The sequence below is a fragment of the Amycolatopsis sp. cmx-11-32 genome, assembly GCF_047608695.1.
Lineage (GTDB): Bacteria > Actinomycetota > Actinomycetes > Mycobacteriales > Pseudonocardiaceae > Amycolatopsis.
Window position 1 is genome coordinate 78,699 of record NZ_JADNQN010000014.1, and the last position, 19,138, is coordinate 97,836.

The 19,138-nt window shown below is 71.0% G+C and carries 11 protein-coding genes; 8 read left to right on the plus strand and 3 right to left on the minus strand.

Features of this window, described 5'->3' with window-relative positions; translation table 11 throughout:
- Positions 1-24 precede the first annotated feature (24 nt).
- Positions 25-537 carry a hypothetical protein gene (locus ACM6LR_RS32595; protein WP_414937913.1) on the plus strand — a complete coding sequence of 171 codons (513 nt, stop codon included), beginning with the start codon at positions 25-27 and terminating at the stop codon, positions 535-537.
- Positions 538-626: 89 nt separating this feature from the next.
- Positions 627-1,598, plus strand: coding sequence for a TIGR03557 family F420-dependent LLM class oxidoreductase (locus ACM6LR_RS32600; protein ID WP_414945163.1), 972 nt, complete (start codon positions 627-629; stop codon positions 1,596-1,598).
- Here ACM6LR_RS32600 and ACM6LR_RS32605 read toward each other — a convergent pair.
- Positions 1,595-1,720, minus strand: a complete 126-nt coding sequence (locus ACM6LR_RS32605) for a hypothetical protein (RefSeq protein WP_414937915.1) — start codon at positions 1,718-1,720, stop codon at positions 1,595-1,597. The two genes, ACM6LR_RS32600 and ACM6LR_RS32605, sit on opposite strands and share 4 nt — an antisense overlap.
- Before the next feature lie 414 nt (positions 1,721-2,134).
- On the opposite strand from ACM6LR_RS32605, the gene ACM6LR_RS32610 reads away from it, so the two are divergent.
- The 3 genes from ACM6LR_RS32610 to ACM6LR_RS32620 all read left to right on the plus strand — a co-directional run bounded on the left by ACM6LR_RS32610 (position 2,135) and on the right by ACM6LR_RS32620 (position 4,002).
- Positions 2,135-2,662, plus strand: a complete 528-nt coding sequence (locus tag ACM6LR_RS32610; protein ID WP_414937916.1) for a hypothetical protein — start codon at positions 2,135-2,137, stop codon at positions 2,660-2,662.
- 98 nt (positions 2,663-2,760) lie between these two features.
- On the plus strand, positions 2,761-3,045 hold the full coding sequence (locus ACM6LR_RS32615) for a hypothetical protein (RefSeq protein WP_414937917.1): 285 nt from the start codon (positions 2,761-2,763) through the stop codon (positions 3,043-3,045).
- A gap of 375 nt (positions 3,046-3,420) precedes the next feature.
- The gene (locus ACM6LR_RS32620) at positions 3,421-4,002 is read left to right on the plus strand and encodes a DivIVA domain-containing protein (protein WP_414937918.1); all 582 of its coding nucleotides are present in this window, start codon (positions 3,421-3,423) and stop codon (positions 4,000-4,002) included.
- Positions 4,003-4,383: 381 nt separating this feature from the next.
- Here the strand turns inward: ACM6LR_RS32620 and ACM6LR_RS32625 are convergent, their stop codons facing one another.
- Both ACM6LR_RS32625 and ACM6LR_RS32630 read right to left on the minus strand, forming a co-directional pair.
- Positions 4,384-4,860 (minus strand): hypothetical protein, encoded by a 477-nt coding sequence (locus tag ACM6LR_RS32625; protein WP_414937919.1) that lies wholly within the window; start codon positions 4,858-4,860, stop codon positions 4,384-4,386.
- Positions 4,861-5,327: 467 nt separating this feature from the next.
- Entirely contained in the window at positions 5,328-5,744 is a 417-nt protein-coding gene (locus ACM6LR_RS32630) for an STAS domain-containing protein (protein WP_414945164.1), read from the minus strand.
- A 976-nt stretch (positions 5,745-6,720) separates the two neighbouring features.
- Between ACM6LR_RS32630 and ACM6LR_RS32635 the strand changes: the two genes are divergently transcribed.
- Genes ACM6LR_RS32635 through ACM6LR_RS32645 form a run of 3 tightly spaced genes read left to right on the plus strand, consistent with a single transcriptional unit; the run spans position 6,721 to position 18,978 of the window.
- Positions 6,721-10,158 carry a beta-ketoacyl synthase N-terminal-like domain-containing protein gene (locus tag ACM6LR_RS32635; protein WP_414945165.1) on the plus strand — a complete coding sequence of 1,146 codons (3,438 nt, stop codon included), beginning with the start codon at positions 6,721-6,723 and terminating at the stop codon, positions 10,156-10,158.
- Entirely contained in the window at positions 10,155-13,613 is a 3,459-nt protein-coding gene (locus ACM6LR_RS32640) for an amino acid adenylation domain-containing protein (protein ID WP_414937924.1), read from the plus strand. The genes ACM6LR_RS32635 and ACM6LR_RS32640 overlap by 4 nt, the downstream gene beginning before the upstream one ends.
- A 10-nt stretch (positions 13,614-13,623) precedes the next feature.
- Positions 13,624-18,978 (plus strand): SDR family NAD(P)-dependent oxidoreductase, encoded by a 5,355-nt coding sequence (locus tag ACM6LR_RS32645; protein WP_414945166.1) that lies wholly within the window; start codon positions 13,624-13,626, stop codon positions 18,976-18,978.
- The last annotated feature ends 160 nt before the right edge of the window (positions 18,979-19,138 follow it).

Genomic DNA, 19,138 nt, shown 5'->3' on the forward strand with positions numbered 1-19,138 from the left:
CGGCGGTAAACGGAGGAGAAGAAGATGCCCGACAACGAGCTGCCAGGATTCTTGATCATCGGCCTGATCTTCGTCGTCGCGGACGGACAGATCCTCTATCGCGGTGCCCGTCGCTACCTGCGGGGGCGAGGCGGAGGCGAGGGGAACGGGTCGTCGGCGTGGATGGTGGTGACCGTCTTTCACCTGGTCTCCATCGGTGTGCTGGCCTTACTATCGGTCGTCGGCCCGCAGTGGTCGGGTTCGACGGCCGCGCTGGTGGGCAGGCTGGGTGTCTTCCTGCTGCTGATGGCGTTGGCCCACGTGCTCACCCTGTCCGTGCTCGCCCGCCAGCGGCAGGACGACGTCGTCGAAGCCCACTTCCACGAACGCGAGACCGAACGGCCCGTGCCTCCCGGCGGGGTGGAATCGGACGGTCCGACCAGGCCGGTGCCGTCCGGCGCGATCTGGGAGCCGACCGTCACTCCGGTCCCCGGCCAGGAGGGGCGGCACCCCCAGGTGAGCCCGGATCTCGGCGACCACGGGCCGTACCGGGCCTGAGTTCCCAGGAGCTGACGGGGAGGCGGTACGTCGGCTGGATTCTTTCGATAGGGGGATCGGGTGTTTCGACCACGTCGAGGTGGTAACCGATGGCCATGACGTCCATTGGCTATTTTCTTTCCTGCGAGCAGTATGGCCCCCACGAGCTCGTCGCCCAGGCCCGTGCGGCCGAGCGTGCGGGGTTCGAGCGGCTGTGGATCTCGGATCACTTTCATCCTTGGAACGACGCTCAGGGCCAGAGCCCGTTCGTGTGGTCGGTACTCGGTGCCCTGTCGGAGGCCGTCTCGCTACCGGTCACGACGGCGGTGACGTGCCCGACCGTTCGGATTCACCCAGCCGTGCTCGCGCAGGCTGCGGCGACCGCGGCGGTCCAGCTGGACGGCCGGTTCGTGTTGGGTGTGGGATCGGGGGAGGCGCTGAACGAACACATCCTCGGCGACGCGTGGCCCTCGGCCGGTCAGCGGCTGGAAATGCTGGAAGAGGCGGTCGACGTCATTCGCAAGCTGCACGCGGCAGGGGCGCGTGGTGAATCGACAAGCCACCATGGGAAGCATTATCAAGTGCAGGACGCACGTATCTACACGATGCCGGCCGAACCGGTGCCGATCTACGTGTCCGGGTTCGGCCCGCAAGCCACCGAACTCGCCGGGCGGATCGGCGATGGATACTGCACGGTCAAGCCTGACGCCGACCTTGTCCGGGTCTTCCGCCAAGCCGGCGGAGGTGACAAACCGGTACAAGCCGGCATGAAGGTCAGCTGGGACGCCGACCCCGAAGTGGCGCTGGACCGGGCGCACCGCCTGTGGGCCAACGATGCCTTGCGCGGCCAGCTGGCTCAAATGCTGCCGCGGCCTGAGGACTTCGAGGCGGCCACGGCTTTCGTGCCCCGGAAGGACGTGGGCGAGGCGATCGTGTGCGGTGACGATCCGAAGGCACACGCCGAGCGGGTGCGCCAGTTCGTCGACGCAGGAGTGGATGAGATCTACGTCCAGCAGATCGGTTCCGACCATGTGGGATTCTTTCGAGGCTGGCGGGAACACGTCCTGCCCGAGTTCCACTAGCAGGTCCTCGGCATGTCTCGCCGCCCGATCGTCATCTGCCGCCCGAGAACGGGCACCGCTCCGGCGCGGTAACCGTCGGCCCTCGGGTTGCGCTCGATCGTCGACCGAGGCTGCCTGGCCATGGTGCGAGATCCCGAGAACGCGCTCACCCGCGCACCCGCCGAGCATGCCTACCCTGTCGAGGTGGGCCTGCGGGCGCCGTGACGTCTCCGGGGTAGGAACCACTTCGACGGCCATTCTCACCTGTTCGTGAGGCCGTCAGGGCCTGTCTCCAGGGCTCCGTCAAAGGCGCGTTCGCTCTCTCGGGTACGACGGACAGGAATCCGTGGGGTCGCGACACCTCGCCGGGTATACCGGTTTACGTTCGATTCCGAAGAAAGCAGGCTCTCGTGACACGACCAGGAGAACAACACTCGGCATCCGAAGCCGGTTCGCGTGGACGGCCTGGGGCGACACGGGGGTCAGGGAAACTCCGAACCGGAGGCGCGACCGAGGCGACCGGCACTCGATCAGGGAAAAGCCGCGGCTGGATCTGGTTGCTGCTGCTGGCCCTGATCATCGTCGCGGCTCTCATCCTGGGCCTGACCCAATGTAGGAGCAACCAAACGGCGAACAACGACCAGAACGCGAACGGTGCCGTACCCCCTGCCGGTTCTCAGTCCGCACCGGCGGAATCCACCACCGCCGCTTCCGGAAAAGCCGGTCAGCTCACCGTGGACGGTCGCGACGTATTCCCTCTCCCGCAAGGAGATCTCACCTCGTTCGTCGGTAAACCCATTTCAGGTAGCGCCGTACCGGTCCAGTCGGTGCCGGGTCCGGAAGGGTTCTGGGCAGGCGAGAACACCACCGACCGGGTGTGGGTGAAGCTGCTGCCCGCCGGTGCTTCACCCGTGGATGTCAAACCCGGCCAGCTGCTCGACTTGACGGGCACGGTCGTGGCGAACGGAAACAGTTTCGCCGCCGCGGAACGTGTCGACGCGGCCAATGGCGCCGAACAGCTTGATCGGCAGAAAGCACATATCGAGCTGCCCCACGACCAGCCACGAGTCGTCGGCACCCGGTGACCGTGTCCGGCCACCGGGTTTGACCGCACCCACGTGGAAGAAGTTCATTCCCGTGTCTCGCTCATCCCTTCATCCAAGTTGGCAGGGAAGGATGCCGTATGGCGAACGGTGGTGTTTGTGACCGCATTGCCGAGGTGTGGTGCACCGGTGATTGCGAGCCGACCGATTCAGTGCGTGTTCTGATCGAAACGGGTCAGAAGTCACGACCCCGGCTCTATCTGGCGCGACGTCAACATGGCTGGCTGTGGGTCAAGAATCGACAGCATCTGATTTCGGTGCGTGTCACCCCTTTGTCCTGGCGATGGGCGGTCAGTGCCGACAACGGTGTGATCACCACCGTACGCCGCCTGACCGAAGATGAAATGCGATCCTGGCATGCCTGACGGGCCCGTCGTCGCGCGAGGACCGCCCTGGGGCCCGCTACGGCCAGGGACCCGATGTGGGGCCTTGAAAAGATGCAATTCGAGCGCAGAGGGATGCCAGTAGGCGAAAGCCGCTGGCATCCTGTTCGTGTTCTGTTGATGAACCCGATCCTGCTTTCGCGGAGCAACCTGGAATAGTCGTTTGAAACGACCTGGTGATCAAACGCCGCCGTCGGGGTGAATGCGTATGCCCCCGGCCCGGCCGCTCGGTGCGAGCAACGCTTGCCGTGACGCAGTTCCTCTCCTCTCTTGGGAATACTCCCCGAAGGTGCTCTTGATGGCGCGGATATCTGGTTTCGGTTTGCCGGTCTCCTTGTCGTAGCCGACACTGGGTCCATGGAAAGCATGGTGTCCGAAGCCGAGGAAACAACGGAGTCCGACGTCCGATTCCCGCTCGTCCTGCGTGGATACGATCGCCGACAGGTCGACGAATACGTGCGGACGGTAGAGAAGCGCGTGGAACGGCAGGAGAAGGCCCGGAGGATGGCAGAGCGCAGGCTCGCCAAAACGCAGGTTCCCGCGCCTCGAGTCGCGGAACCGGACCAGGCCAGCGGCTTGGGGAAGCGGATCGAGAAGATTCTCGCGGTCGCCAAAACCGAGGCCGTGGAAATCAAAGAACAGGCCCGCAAGGAAAGCGAAACCCTGCTGACGACCGCCCAGAAAACGGCCGCCGCCGCGGAGTGTGCCCGCGAGGAGATTGAACGCGCCGCGCGTCGCGAAGCACAGCTCATCCTCTCTCGCGCGGAAGAGGAAGCCGGCGCCATCCGAACGGTCCATCGGGCCGTGCTGGCCGAACTCGCCCAAATCGCCCACTCGGTCGATGAATTGTGCAATCGCTTCGACGGCGAGGCCAATCCCGAAGGTGCTGCCGAGGAGAAGCCGGCGACTGCGCCGACCGGCTCGACGGATGGCGGGTGATTTCGGGGCCCGGCGCCCGTACGGCTCGAGCAGGAGTCGGTGCGAGTGCCGGGCCATCCAATGTGGACACGGCCTTCGAGTCAACGACGCGATGTCCGATAGGGGGCGCGGGCGCTTCGCCGACCATTACCAGGAATCCGCGGCGGCCGGTTGCGCGGCGGCGTCGAAGATGGTGGGAAGAACGGTCCGCTCGGGGGTGGCAGGCGACCGGGTTCGACGTAGCTCTGCGCGAGGCCTCCTTCCCGGACGCGGGCCGTCGTGCCCGGCGAGCCGGCCCAGGACGGCAGATCGTGGCGCGGGACCGGGAACTGGCAACCCGGTTGGCAAGATTCGCCGAAGCGAAAAACTTCGTGGCGCGAGGTGTGGCGTCCCTGAGCTATTCTAGTCTCGGAGCCCATCGGAGTAGCAGCTCAACTGCGGGGCCTGAGCCGGGGAGAAGTCCTCCAGCTCCAATGTCCATATGAGACAGTGGATGAGCACGGTGACGACCTCCTTCGGAGTGCCGCGGGTGGCAAAGCCCACTTGGATATCACGTGCGCTTTCGTCGCCGTTGAGCGTCGCGACCAATGCGCGCAGTGCGGCACGCGGTCCAGGTGGCAAGGTGTCCACGTCTACCGACTCGGCACAATCGTTCTCCACGATGAAGCTGTGGAGAGTTCTGTCATCGGTGCACACGCGGTGGCGTGAAATGACGCTCGCGCATGAGTCGATCAGTTCCCGTGCGACCATCGCCGGAAGTTCGACCGAGACCGACGAGGCAAGCTTCGACAGGACTTCGGCGACATACTCGTGCGCGCCGGCTTTAGTGGCCTCGACAAGGCGAGTGGCGAGGAGACCGTGGGAGGTGGGATCGCTCATACTCGGCGATTACCCCGCCCTCTGCCCGATAACCGCTGATCGCGACGGTTGTCGAAGCCACCTGGGTCTCAATCGGTTTCCGGCTGTTCCCACTCCCTGCCCGCACGTTCCGCGGCCAGTCGTATCTCATTGGCGGGCATAATGCGATCGTGTGGCGCATCCGGGAGTTCCGTGGCACCGCGCTCGAGGTCTTCCGTTCCTGCGGTCATGATCACTCCTCATCCACGGGTGACGCACCCGGTCCGTCGTCGGCGGGCCCCTCCAGGCCCCGTCCCTGCTTGGCACGGGTCGGGCCATCGGCTTTCACCATGTCTTGAAATCCGGCCGTCGTGTCCTTGTCCTCGTGGGGCGAGAGTAGATCGTTTTCGCGGTGCATATGACCTCCTCCGGTTCCTTTGATTCTCTCTGCCTGGCTACCCGGTGATTGGAGTGCGAAACCCGAACTCGGGGAGGCCGTCCGCGATCGGCTACAGATCACGGACGAGGTCGTCGAACACGCGACGCAGACCGGTGTCCAGAGCGGCGTACCGGTCGGGGTAGATGTCCAGGAGGGCCTCCGCGCCGGTCACGGCCAGCGCACGCCGCACAATGGCGCGCCGTCCCAGGGCGACGCGAAAAGTGACCAGGTGAGCGGCGGCGCGATCGGTAGCGGCATGTAGCGCTCGCACTCCGGCCACGCTCAAGAAGCCGACTTCGTCCAGATCCATCACGATCACCCGCGGTCGAGGGTGGCGGGCGAGTATCGCCGTCACGACCCACTCCAGGGCGACCACCGTATGTGTGTCCAATTCACCGCCCAGCGCGATGATCGCCGGATCTCCGGGCGAACATGACACCTGTACGTCCTCGGGCAGCAGGCCCGAGCCCCAAGGCTTGTAGTCCATTCGCAACACCCAGCGTCTCGACGTGCGCGGAAACGCCGGCTCGTTGGTTCAACCGACAATCAAATCACCATAACCCCGGACCCGCGCTTCTGCAGGTGCTGTCACCCGATGAAACCGGCTCCCGCGCGATGATCGATCACGGCCACTCACCTGCTTGGTTTCTGTGGTAGACGGGCGGTCCGTGATCACCTGGGCTTGACCGGCGTCGCAGGCTGCCTCGAATTTCCCCATCCAGGTGGTCGGCTCGGGTCGAAAGCCTCGCGCCGGGTGAAGTTCCGACACGGAAGGGTGACGTGGACGAATACTTTCAGTCGTGAGTGTTGCAGGCTGAAGGTCGCGTGCTGACGGGGGTGCTCGTGGTGGGCGGCGCCCTGCTCGACTTCGCCCTCCTGGCGGCATTGCTGCCGGGGTGGCGGATGTCGGCCGCACTGTACGGCCAGAGCGAGGTGCTCGGCGCACGTGCATGCCACCCCGACTTCTGCGCGGCACCGAGGCGCAGCTTCGAAGTTCAGGGACACGGGCGCGGCGTTGACGGTCAAGTGACCCTTCTGTCTCGGTCGAGCGTAACTTTACGACGGGCGTAAGTATTTCGGATGCCGCGATCGGGACTCGTATTTCTGAATCGATTGCGGCGAATTCCGCCTGCCGGTTGTTGTAAACGCATTCCGCGACAGGGTGTCGGTTAATATCCGACGCCTCACTAAAGGTAGTCAAACGAGTGTCGATGGTGGTTGAAAAGTCGGGCACGAAATGCCGTCCGGATCGCCGATTGGGCTGGAAGATGTGGATAGCTGCAACATGTGGTCCAAGATTGTAGGCCATTCGGACTAAATCGACGGAACTCGTATTCCTCGGCGCGGCCGGTGGTCTTAACCTTGCGTAATTCTTCACCTGAATGGTCACTGGGGAGCAAGATGAAGTCCACGCCGTTGTTGTCGCGCGCCCGAAAAACCTCGGAGCGACTGCTCGACGCCCGATGACACAAGCCGGCTGTGTCAGCCGATTCGACGTGTACGCCCGGCAATTGCCCGACCGGATCGCGGTCTTCGAGCACGGCGCCGGGCTCACCTACGCGCTGCTGGCCGGGCTCGCGGGCGGCCACGCGCTGCGGTTGCGCGACGCCGGGGTCCGGCCGGGGGAGCGGGTCGGGCTCGTCACCGGGCACGGCAGCGCCGCGATCGCGGCGATCCTCGGCACCCTCGCCGCGGGCTGCACCTACGTCCCGCTGGACCCGACCTTCCCACGGGAGCGTCTCGAGTACCAGCTCGCGGCCGCGCGGGTGACCGCCGTGCTCGCGGATCCGGAGTACACCGAGCTGGCGGAGTCCTTGTGTCGCACCGGATCCGCGCGGTTGGTGCGCTCGGGCACGGAGACCGCGCCGCTCCCGGTGCCCGAATCCGATCCGGACAGCCCGGCGTATGTGCTGTTCACCTCCGGGTCCACCGGCCGGCCGAAGGCCGTCGCGCAGACCCACCGCAACCTCCTGCACATCGTCGACAACCAGATCGCCGCGCTCGGCATCACCGCGGCCGACCGGCTCAGCCTGCTCGCGTCGTTCGGCTTCGACGCGGCGATCCCGGACCTCTACCCGGCCCTGCTCAGCGGCGCCGCGCTCGTGCCGGTCGACCTGCGCGCGCACGGCATCGCCCACGCCGCGCGCGAGCTGGCCAGGCACGAGGTGACCGTCTACCACTCGACGCCAACGGTCTACCGGCACCTGCTCGACGTCCTCGGCGAGACCGGCCTCCCGTTCGTGCGGACCGTGCTGCTCGGCGGTGAGCAGGCGACCCACGCCGACGTCCGCCGCGGCCGGTTCGCGCCGGAGTGCGTGTTCGTCAACGGCTACGGCGCCACCGAGGTGACTTTCGCCGCGCAGTACCGGACGACCGCCGCCGAGCTGGACCCACACGTCGACGGGCCACTGCCGATCGGGCGCGCGCTGCCCGGGTTCACCCTCACCGTGCTGGACAGCGGCGAACTCGAAGTGCGCGGGCGGCACCTCGTCGACGGCTACCTCGACCAGCCGAGCGCGGCGTTCGGGGTGACAGCCGACGGCGGCCGTCGCTACCGGACCGGCGACCTCGGCCGGCTGCTGCCGGACGGGAACCTCGTCTGCCTCGGCAGGCTCGACCGGCAGGTCAAGGTCCGCGGCTTCCGGGTGGAGCTGACCGAGATCGAGGCCCGGCTCGCCGAACAGCCCGGTGTGGCCGAAGCCCGCGCGATCGTGCGCGACGGCGACCTGCTCGCCTACGTGACCGCGGCCGGTCCGCGTCCGGACGGCCGGGTGCTGCGGGCCGCGCTGGCGGACGTCCTGCCCGGCTACTCGGTACCCGTTGCCGTCGCGGTGCTGGACGGTTTTCCGCTGACCGTCACCGGAAAACTCGACGAACGGGCGCTGCCGGACCCGCGGGCGGCCACGACCATCCCAGCGGAGCTGCTGACCCCGGCCGAGGAACGGGTGCACCGGATCTGGTGCGCGGTGCTGGGCCGTGACCTGGTCGGGCGCACCGAGGCGTTCTTCGACGCCGGCGGCGATTCGCTGCGGCTCGGCCAGGTGCAGGTACGGCTGGCCGACGAGTTCGAGGTGGACGTCCCGCTGCTCGCCCTGTTCGAGCGCACGACGATCGCCGGGCAGGCAGCCTGGCTCACGGAGTCCACTTCGGACACTCCGCCGACGGCAACCGCGGAGGAACCGGCCGGGGATCTCATCGCCGTCGTCGGGCTGGCCTGCCGGTACCCTGGTGCGCCGGACGCCGCCTCGTTCTGGTGGAACCTCTGCGCGGGCGTCGACTCGATCCACGACTACGCCGAAGACGAGCTGGCGGCGCTGGGCGTCGGGCCGGGCCTGCGTGCCGACCCGGCGTACGTGCGGGCGGGTGGCCGGATCGAGGGTGTCGAGGAGTTCGACGCCGGGTTCTTCGGGTTCACCGCCGACGAGGCCGCGCGGACCGATCCACAGCACCGGCTGTTCCTCGAAACGGCGTGGCAGGCCCTTGAGGACGCGGGGCGCGATCCCGCCGAAGAGGCCGGGCCGGTCGGGGTGTTCACGGCCGCCTCGGTGAACCGCTACTTCCTGTTTCACCTGTTCGGCAACCCGGCGGTGACCGGCGACGTCGACCCGGACGACTGGGAGGGGCGGCTGACCGGCCGCCAGCTCACCGACCACCTGCCAGGCCAGGTCGCCTACCGGCTCGGGCTGACCGGGCCGGCGGTGGCCGTGCAGAGCGCGTGCTCCAGCTCGCTCGCGGCGGTGGCGCTGGCCGCGCAGAGCCTGGCGGACTACCGGTGCGACGTCGCGCTGGCCGGTGGGGCGAACGTGACGTGGCCGCGGTACCGCGGCGGCGGGCTCGTCTCGCCGGACGGCCGGTGCCGCGCGTTCGACGTCGCCGCGGCGGGCGCCGGGTTCAGCTCGGGCGCCGGGGTGGTCGTGCTGCGGCGGCTGGCGGACGCACTCGCCGACCGCGACCACGTCTACGCCGTGCTGCCCGGCTGGGCGATCACGAACGACGGCCCGGACCGCGCGGGCTACGCCGTGCCGGGACCGGCCGGGCAGGCGGCCGCGGTGGCCGAGGCACTGGCCGTCGCGGAGGTCGCCCCGGACGAGGTCGCGCTGCTCGAAGCCCACGGCAGCGGCACCCCGCTCGGCGACGCGATGGAGGTGGCCGCGCTCAACCGCGTCTACCGGGACGCGCCGCCGGAAACGTGCGCGCTGGGCTCGGTGAAGACGAACATCGGGCACCTCGACGCGGCGGCGGGCGTCGCCGGGCTGATCAAGGCCGTGTTGTCCGTGCGCCACGGCGTCATCCCGCCGAGCCTGCACTTCACGGCCCCGCACCCGGAGGTCGACCTGGCCGGCGGCCCCTGGTACGTCCCCGCGAAGGCCGCCGACTGGCCCGCCCGCGCGCGGCGGGTGGCAGGGGTCAGCTCGTTCGGCATGGGCGGCACGAACGTGCACGTGATCGTGGCGGCGGCCCCGGCCGTCCCACCACGGCGGACGGCGAGCGGGCCGTTCGTGCTGCCGGTGTCCGCGCGTGACGCGAAGGCGTTGCGCGAGGCGGTGTCCCGGCTGCGCGAGCGGCTCGCCACGGACGCGCCGGACCTCGGGGACGTGGCGTACACGCTTTCGGTGCGGCGGGCGTTCGCGTGCCGGGCCGCCGTAGTGGCGGACTCGGTCGCGTCGGCGGTCGCTGCGCTCGATGCGCTGCTGGCTAACGGAACCGACGTCGAGGGCGCGGCCGGGGCGGTGCGGGACCTGGCTGTCCACTGGACCGGGGGCGGCGAGGTCGAGTGGGCCGCGCGGTTCGCGGGCGGTGAACCGGGTCGCGTCCCGTTGCCGGGTTATCCGTTCCAGCGGGAGCGGCACTGGATCGACCCTCCGCCTCACCACACATCCGACCAGGGGAGCCCTCGGTGACCGACACCTTGCCCGTCGCGGGCGGCCATGGCCAGCCACTGTCCTATCCGGACACCACGCTCACCGGGCTGATCCTCGCCCAGGCCGCGCGCACCCCGGACGCCGTCGCCGTCCGGCAGCGCGACGCCCGGCTCACCTACCGTGAACTGGTCGCGTCGGCGACCGGCGTCGCCCGGCTGCTGCGGGCACGGGGCGCCGGGCCCGGCGCCCGCGTCGGCGTCTGCGCCGACCGGCGGCCGGAGCTGATCTCGACCGTCGTGGGCGTGCTGCTGTCCGGGGCCGCCTACGTGCCGCTCGAACCCGGCGGCCCGAAGGCGCGGCTGGCCGAAATCGCCGCGGACGCCGGGATCTCCCTCGTCGTCGGTGACTGCGCGCGGGCCGAATTCGGTGCCACGGAAGGGATCGATGCCCTCGACGTGCCCCCGCCCGCGGACGGGCCCGCCGTGTGCCCCGCCGGGCCGGACGACCTCGTCCACCTCCTCTACACCTCCGGCTCCACCGGCCGCCCCAAGGGCGTGCTGACCAGTCACCGCAACGTGGTCGCGTTCGTCACCGGGTTCGCCGCCGCCGTCGGAATCCGGCCCGGCACCCGGACGCTCGGCATCTCCTCGCCCGCCTTCGACGCCTTCACCATGGACGTGTTCGTCACGCTGGCGCACGGCGGATCGGTCCAGCTCGCCGGTGCCGCCGACCGGGCCGATCCCGAACGGCTGCGGCGGTTCCTCGTCGAGCACGACGTCGAGTGGGGCTTCGTCACGCCGACGCTGCTGTCCATGATGGACCCCGCGACCGTTCCCGGCTGGCGCGTCATCGCCTGCGGTGGCGAGCCGGTGCCCGCGGATCTCGCCGCGCGCTGGCTGCCGGGCCGTCGGTTCTTCAACGCCTACGGCCCGACCGAGACCACCGTGGCGGTCGTCACCGACGAGGTCACCGGCATCCCTGCCGACCCACTCCCGCTCGGCCGCCCGACGCCGAACCACCGGGCGTACGTCGTGGACGCCGAGCTGCGGCCGGTCGCGCCCGGCGAGCTCGGCGAGCTGCTCATCGGCGGTCCGGGCCTCGCGCTTGGCTACCTCGGCAGCCCGGAGCTGACCGCCGCGAAGTTCGTCGACGACCCGAGCACGCCGGGGGAACGGCTCTACCGCACCGGCGACCTGGCCCGCGAGCTGCCCGACGGCCGTCTCGAGTTCGCCGGCCGCGCCGACCGGCAGGTGAAGGTCCGCGGCCAGCGGATCGAGCTGGGCGAGGTGGAGGCCGCGCTCACGGCTCACCCGGACGTCGACGCCGCCGCCGTGGCGGCCGTCCCCGGGCCGGGCGGCACCCGGCTGGTGGCCTTTCTGGCACCGGCGTCCGCACCGTCCGATGTGGACGCACTCGGCCGGGACCGGCTCACCGCGGCGATGCGCCCGGCCGCGGTCCGGGTGCTCGACCGCCTGCCGGTCAACCCGGTCACCGGCAAGATCGACCGGCCCGCGCTGCGCGACCTGGCCGAAGCGGCGCTGGCGGGACAACGGGAGGACCTCGGCCCGCTCGGCACCCCGGCCGAACGCGCGGTCGCCGCCATCTGGCGGCGGGTGCTCGGCGCCGGCGCGGGGACGGACTTCCTGGCCTCGGGCGGGAACTCGATCGCCGCGATGCGCCTGGTCGCGGCGCTGCGGGCGGAGCTGGCCGCGGACGTCGCCACGGAGGACGTCTTCGCCGGCGGCACTCTCGACGGGCTCACCCGGCGGGTCGCTGACGCGTCGCCGCTGACCGGACCGGGGCTGACCACCGGGCACGCGCCCGCGCTGTCCCCGCCGCAGCGGCGGCTGTGGTTCCTCGACCAGCTCGCCCCGGACGCCGCGCCGTACAACATCGCGATGGCGTTCCGGCTGACCGGCGCGCTGGACGTCGACGCGCTGCGCCACGCGTTGCGCGCGGTCGCCGAGCGGCACGACGTGCTCCGCTGGCGGATCCGGGCCGTCGACGGCGTGCCGCTGGCGGATCGCCTGCCGACGGCGGACGTTCCGCTGCCGGTGGCGCCGGTGACCGAGGACGGCCTGCGGGCCCGGCTGGCCGCCGACGCCGCGACGCCGGTGCACCTCGACCGCGATGCTCCCTGGCGCGTGCGGCTCTACCGGCTCGGCGAGACGGAGCACGTGCTCGGCTTCACGCTGCATCACGCGGTGTTCGACGGCTGGTCGCAGGACCTGCTCTGCGCCGACCTGTCGGCGGCCTACCGGGGTGAGCCGCTGCCGCCGCCGGTGGCGTCCTATGCGGACTACGCGGTGTGGCGGGCCGGACGCGACGAACGCCGGGAGGCGGTGGACGTCGCCTGGTGGACCGGACATCTCGCCGGTGCACCGGCCACAATGGACCTTCCGCGGGACCGGCCGCGCCCGGCCGTGCAGACCTACCGGGGCGCGAGCCTGCGTCAGTCCTTTCCGGACGGCGTCGCCGAGTCGGTCCGGGCGCTGGCCGCCCGCACCGGCACGACGCGCGCCGGGGTGCTGCTCGCCGCGTTCGGCCTGCTGCTGCGGCGGCTCACCGGCGCGGCCGACCACCTGGTCGCCACGGTCGTGGCGGACCGGCAGCTCGCCGAGTTCCAGGAGGTCGCGGGGTTCTTCGTGGACATCGTGCCGGTGCGGCTGCGGGCCGACGACGCCGCGGACTTCGCCACGCACGTCCGCGACGGCGGCGCGGAACTCCTCGCCGCGACCGCGCACCCGGCCGCGCCGGTCGAGCGGCTCGTCGAGGCGCTCGGCGTGCCCCGTGATCCCGCGCATGCCCCGCTCGTGCAGGTGATGTTCAACGTCCTGAACTTCACCGAGCCGCGGCTCGACCTGCCCGGCATACGGTCGGCGTGGCTGCCGGTGGACAAACCTGGGTCGCCGTTCGACCTCACGGTGTACGTCCACGACGACGGAGTCGAACTGCTGTACAACCCGGACCTGTTCGACCACGTCCGGATGGCAGGGCTCGCCGAGGACTACGTCGCCCTGCTCGACGCGCTGGCCGCGGCGCCGGACGCGCCGGTCGGGACGAGCGTGCCGCAGCTGCCGCGGGCGGGTGTCCGCACCGCCGCGCCGGACGCGACGAACCGCGCCCCGGCACGGCCGCCGTCGGCGGCCGCGGACCCGGTGGCGCTCGCCGCGACCGAGGCCGTGATCGCCCGTGCCTGGTGCGACATCCTCGGCGTCGCCGAAGTCGGGCACACCGACAACTTCTTCGACGTCGGCGGGCATTCGCTCGCGCTGGCCCGGGTGCACGCCCAGGTCACCGCCCGGCTCGGCCGCCGGATCCCGATGGTCGACCTGCTCAGCCATCCCACCGTCCGCGCCCTCGCCGCGCACTTGCACTCCGGCGGCGCCGCCGGCCCGGAGCTGGCCCGCGCCGCCGAGCGCGTCGCCGCCCGCCGCGGCCGCACCCAGACCAGAAGACCCCGTAGTACCGCCGGCCCGGCCGGCCTCGGATAGGAGCACCACCTTGACCCACCTCCCCGAAACCGGCACCGGCGATCCCGGAGCCGAACCGATCGCGATCGTCGGACTGGACGTGCGCGTGCCCGGCGCGCGTGACGCGCGGCAGTTCTGGCGCAACCTCGTCGACGGCGTCGAGTCGATCGTGCCCGCCACCCGCGAGGAGATGATCGCCCGCGGCGCCGAACCGGCCACTGTGGACGATCCGAGCTGGGTGAACGCCACCACCGTGGTCGACGGCTTCGACGAGTTCGACGCCGAGCTGTTCGGCATGACCAGCCGCGAGGCCGAAATCACCGACCCGCAACATCGCCTGTTCCTCCAGTCGTGCCATGCCGCGCTGACCGACGCCGGCTACGACCCGGCCCGCTTCACCGGCGCGATCGGCGTCTACGGCGGGTCCGGGGGCACCGGCTACCTGACGGAGAACCTGCTGCGCAACGAGCGGATCCTCGCCTCGCAGCACGGCGGCATCGGCATGTCGACCGGCAACCAGCCGAGCTACCTGACGACCTCGGTGTCGTACAAGCTCGACCTGCGCGGCCCGAGCCTCGCGGTGTTCACCGCCTGCTCGACGTCCCTGGTCGCGGTGCACCTGGCCTGCGAGGCGCTGCGCAACGGCGAGTGCGACATGGCGCTGGCCGGCGGGGTCAATGTGGAGATGCCGCACGGCATCGGTTACCTGGGCGTCGACGGCTTCACCTCGCCGGACGGCCACGTGCGCGCGTTCGACGCCGGAGCCAACGGCACGGTCTGGAGCAGCGGCGCCGGGGTCGTGCTGGTGAAGCGGCTGTCGCAGGCGATCGAGGACGGCGACCACATCCGGGGCGTCGTGCTGGGCAACGCGATCAACAACGACGGCGCCACCAAGGTCGGCTTCTCCGCGCCCAGCGTGTCCGGGCAGACGGAGGCTGTCGCGCAGGCCGTCGGCATGGCCGGTGTCGACCCACGCACCATCGGCTACGTCGAGGCGCACGGCACCGGCACCGCGCTGGGCGACCCGATGGAGATCACCGCACTGTCCACTGTGTACGGGAACGGGGTCGCGGACACCGGCTGGTGCGCGATCGGCTCGGTGAAGTCCAACATCGGCCACCTGTCGCAGGCGGCAGGTGTGGTCTCGCTGATCAAGGCCGTGCTCGTCATGGAGCACGGGCTGATCCCGCCGACCATCAACTACCACGAACCCAACCCGGGTATCGACTTCCCGGCGAGCCCGTTCTACCCGGCGCGCGGAGTGACGAAGTGGGAGGCGGGCCCGGTGCCGCGGCGGGCGGGCGTCAGTTCGTTCGGCGTCGGCGGCACCAACGCGCACGTCGTGCTGGAGGAGGCGCCGGTCCTCGAGCGGTGCCGGGCGCCGCACCCGGCGCACCTGCTGCGGGTGTCGGCCAACACCGCGGCAGCGCTCTCGGCCACGGTCGACCTGCTGGCCGAGCGGCTGGCCGGGGACGTCGACCTCGACCTCGCCGACGTCGCCCACACCCTGGCCGCCGGGCGCACCGAGTACCCGCACCGCGCGGTCGTCGTCGCCCGTGACTCCGAGGACGCTGTCGACGGGCTGCGGGACTCCAGGCGCCTCGTGTCCGCGCAGGCCGGGGAGGTGAACGTGGCGTTCCTCTTCCCCGGCCAGGGTTCGCAATACGCCGGGATGGGCGCCGAGCTGTACGAGGCCGAGCCGGTGTTCGCCGCGGCCGTCGACGAGTGCCTGCGGCTGCTCGAACCCGAGCTGCCGGAGTTGCGCGACCTGATCTTCCGGCCCGGAGACGAGCAGGCGCTGCGGGAAACCCGCGTGACCCAGCCCGCGCTGTTCGTCGTCGAGTACGCGCTGGCGAAGCTGTGGCAGAGCTGGGGCGTGCGGCCGGCGGCGATGATCGGCCACTCGGTCGGCGAGTACGTCGCCGCCACCGTCGCCGGGGTCTTCACCCTGCCGGACGCGCTGAACCTGGTCGCCACGCGCGGCCGCCTGATGCAGTCGATGCCCGCCGGGGCGATGCTCGCCGTCCAGCTCGACGAGGAGAGCGTCACCACGCGGCTGCCGGGCACCCTCGCGGTCTCTGGAGTCAACGGACCCGGCACGTGCGTCGTGGCCGGGCCGCCGGACGCGGTCGCGGACTTCGCGGCGACGCTCAAGGCCAGCGGCGTGCAGTGCCGCGAGCTGGTGACCTCGCACGCGTTCCACTCGCCGATGATGGACCCGGTACTCGCCGAGTTCACCGCGGCCGTCACCGCGGTCGTCCGCACCGCGCCCGCGCTGCCGTTCCTGTCGAACGTCACCGGCGATTGGATCGCCGACGCCCAGGCCACCGATCCCGCCTACTGGGCCTCCCACCTGCGTCAGGCCGTCCGGTTCGGTGACTGTGTCAAAAATCTGTTCGCCCGCGGCGGCCGCTGGGCGCTCGTCGAATGCGGCCCGGGTCATCAGCTGGCCGGGCTGGCCCGCGGTCAGGTCCCGAAGGGCATGCCCGCGCCGCAGCCGAGCCTGCCGGGCCGTACCGAGCGCATCGGCGACGTCGAAACACTGTATGGCGCCGCCGGTCTCTTGTGGACGAACGGGGTTTCGCTGGAGCCGCGGACGTTCGGCGCGCCCGGCCACCGGGCCCCGCTGCCCGGCTATCCGTACGCGCGCACGCGGTACTGGGTCGATCCGGACCCGGTCACGGCCGCCCGGCCCACGCGGCCGAGCGGTCCGCTGCCCCTGTCCGAGTGGTTCGCGGTCCCGGCGTGGCGGCAGGCGGAACCGGACTTGAGACGCGAAGCCATCGCGAACGCGCTCGTCTTCGCCGCCGACGACGTCCTGTCCGGCCTGCTGCGCGACGCGGGTGTGGCGGTCACCGAGGTGCGTCCCGGCGACGGGTTCGCCGCGACGGCGACCGGATTCACCGTCCGGCCCGGGGTGCGCGAGGACTACGACGCGCTCGTGGCCGCGCTGCCCGCCCGGCCCGAGCGGGTCGTGCACGCCTGGACGCTGGCCGGGGACGAGCGCGGCATGGCCGCACAGGACCGCGGGTTCTTCAGCCTGCTGAACCTCGTCCAGGCCTGGGGCGAGCCGGTGCGGATCGACGTGGTGAGCACCGGCACCGCCGACGTCACCGGCACCGACCTGACCCGCCCCGAGCACGCGACCATCTCCGGCATCGCCAGGGTGGTGCCGCTGGAGATCGCGGGCACGGTGGTGCGCCGGATCGACGTTATCGACGCTGACGCGGCTCGCCTCGAGGACGCCGTCGCCGAGCTGTTCCGCCCGGCTGACGCGGCGGCCGAGGTCGCGCTGCGCGCCGGCCGTCGCTGGGTGCTGGACCACACCCAGATCGAACTGCCCTCGGCCGCCGAGCCGGCGCTGCGGGCCGGTGGCCGGTACCTGATCACGGGCGGGACCGGCGGCATCGGCATCACGCTCGCCGAGGACCTCGCCCGCCGGGTGCGGGCGAAGCTCGTGCTGCTCGCCCGCGTCGGCTTGCCGCCGCGGGCGGAGTGGGACGCGCACCTCGCCGCGCACGGCGGCACCGACCGGGCCGGGCGCGCGATGCTCGCCGTGCGGCGGATGGAGGCCGCGGGCGCGGTGGTGCACGTCGTCGCCGCCGACGTCACCGACGCGGCACGGCTGCGCGAGGTCCGTGAGCTGGCCGAGCGCGAGTTCGGCGGCCTCGACGGGATCGTGCACGCCGCCGGGATGCCCGGCGGCGGCGTCGCCGAGGTGAAGGAGCGGGCCGCGGCCGAAGCGGTGCTGGCCCCGAAGATCGCCGGGACGCTGGTTTTGGCCGAGGCGTTCGCCGACCTGCCGATGGACTTCGTCGCGCTGTGCTCGTCGATCACCGCGGTGATCGGCGGCATCGGGCAGGTCGACTACTGCGCCGCCAACAACTTCCTCGACGCCTACGCGCGGGGCCGCCACGGCTGGCGGGCGCGGCTGGTCTCGCATGCCTGGGGTGGCTGGGACGAGGTCGGCATGGCCGCGGAGGTGGCCGCGCCGACCACGATCCGTACCGCCCGGTCGCGGGCGCTCGGCCCGGTCGAGCACCCCGTGCTCACCACGCGTACCGAGGACGGCGCGCACGGGCTCGTCTCGGCGCCCACCCACTGGCTGCTCGACGAGCACCGGATCGCCGGCGTGCCGGTGGTGCCGGGAACGGGACACCTGGAGACCGTCCGCGCGGCGGTGGCCGCGGCGCTGCCGAAGCCCGGTGACGGGCACGTCGTCGAGCTGCGGGACGTCGCGTTCCTGGAGCCGTTCGGCGTCCCGGACGGCGCCACCGCGGAGTACCGCGTGGAGTTCGACGGCGACGACTTCACCGTGACCAGCCATATCGCCGGCGCGAGCCGGACCCACGTGCGCGGATCGGCCGGGTGGGTCGCGGCCGGGTCGGCGTCCACTGTGGACATCGAGGCGGTGACCGGGCGGACCGAGCCGATCGACGACGGGCACGGCTTCGGCACCGGCCGCACCAGCATGGTCACCTTCGGCCCGCGTTGGGCGGCGCTGCGCGAACACCGCATCGGCGCACAGGAGGAGCTGGCCACGATCATGGCTCCCGAGGCGGCGGCGGGTGACGCCGGCGCTTGGGGACTGCACCCGGCACTGCTGGACGTCGCGACCGCGTTCGGCCGCGGCCGGGGGAGCGGCACCTATCTGCCGATGAGCTACGGCCGGGTCGTCGTGCACGACGCGCTCCCGGCGAGTTTCCGCAGCCACCTGCGCTACCGCGACTCCGGCGGCGACCAGGTGGTGGCGGCCGACCTTTCGTTGTGTGACGAGACCGGCCGCGTGTTCGTCACGATCGAGGACTTCGTGCTGCGCCAGGTCGATCAGGACGCCGTCGGCGGCGGCCTGGCTCCGGCGTCCACAGTGTCCACAATGTCCACAATGTCCACTGTGGACAACGTGAAGACGTCGACCGGGATCCGCCCGGTGGACGGGGCCGAGGCGTTCGTCCGAGCGCTGGCCCCCGGCCTCGGCGGGCAGGTGGTGATCAGCACGCTCCCGGTGCGGGAGCTGATCGAGCGCCGGGTCAGCGCCGAGGAGCTGGACGAACCCGGCGAAGCGCAGGTGAAGGTGTCGAAGGACGACTACGTCGCCCCGCGCACCGACCTGGAGGCCGAGATCGCCCGCCAGTGGACCGAGCTACTCGGCGTGGAGAAGATCGGCGTGCACGACGACTTCTTCGCACTCGGCGGCAACTCGCTGGTCGCCATCCAGCTCATCGCACAGGTGCGCAAGGCCACCGGCACGCGGCTGGCGATGAAGACGCTGTTCGAAGCGTCCACAGTGGCCACTCTGGTCGAGCGGATCGAGGAGCTGCGCGCCGGCAAGGCCGAGGCGCCCGCCGAACCGGCCCGGACCACCATCCCGAAGCTCGAGCGCTGAGACCGTTGGCGGATTCGGGCCGGGTGAGCCAAGACCCGGTTCGGCATGTCGCGAAAGCCACTTTCGCGACACCTGACGTCCCGAAAGTGGCTTTCGCGACATGCTCGCCACTCGCGGTCACCCCTCACCCACGCCAACCGCCACGACGACACCATCTGCC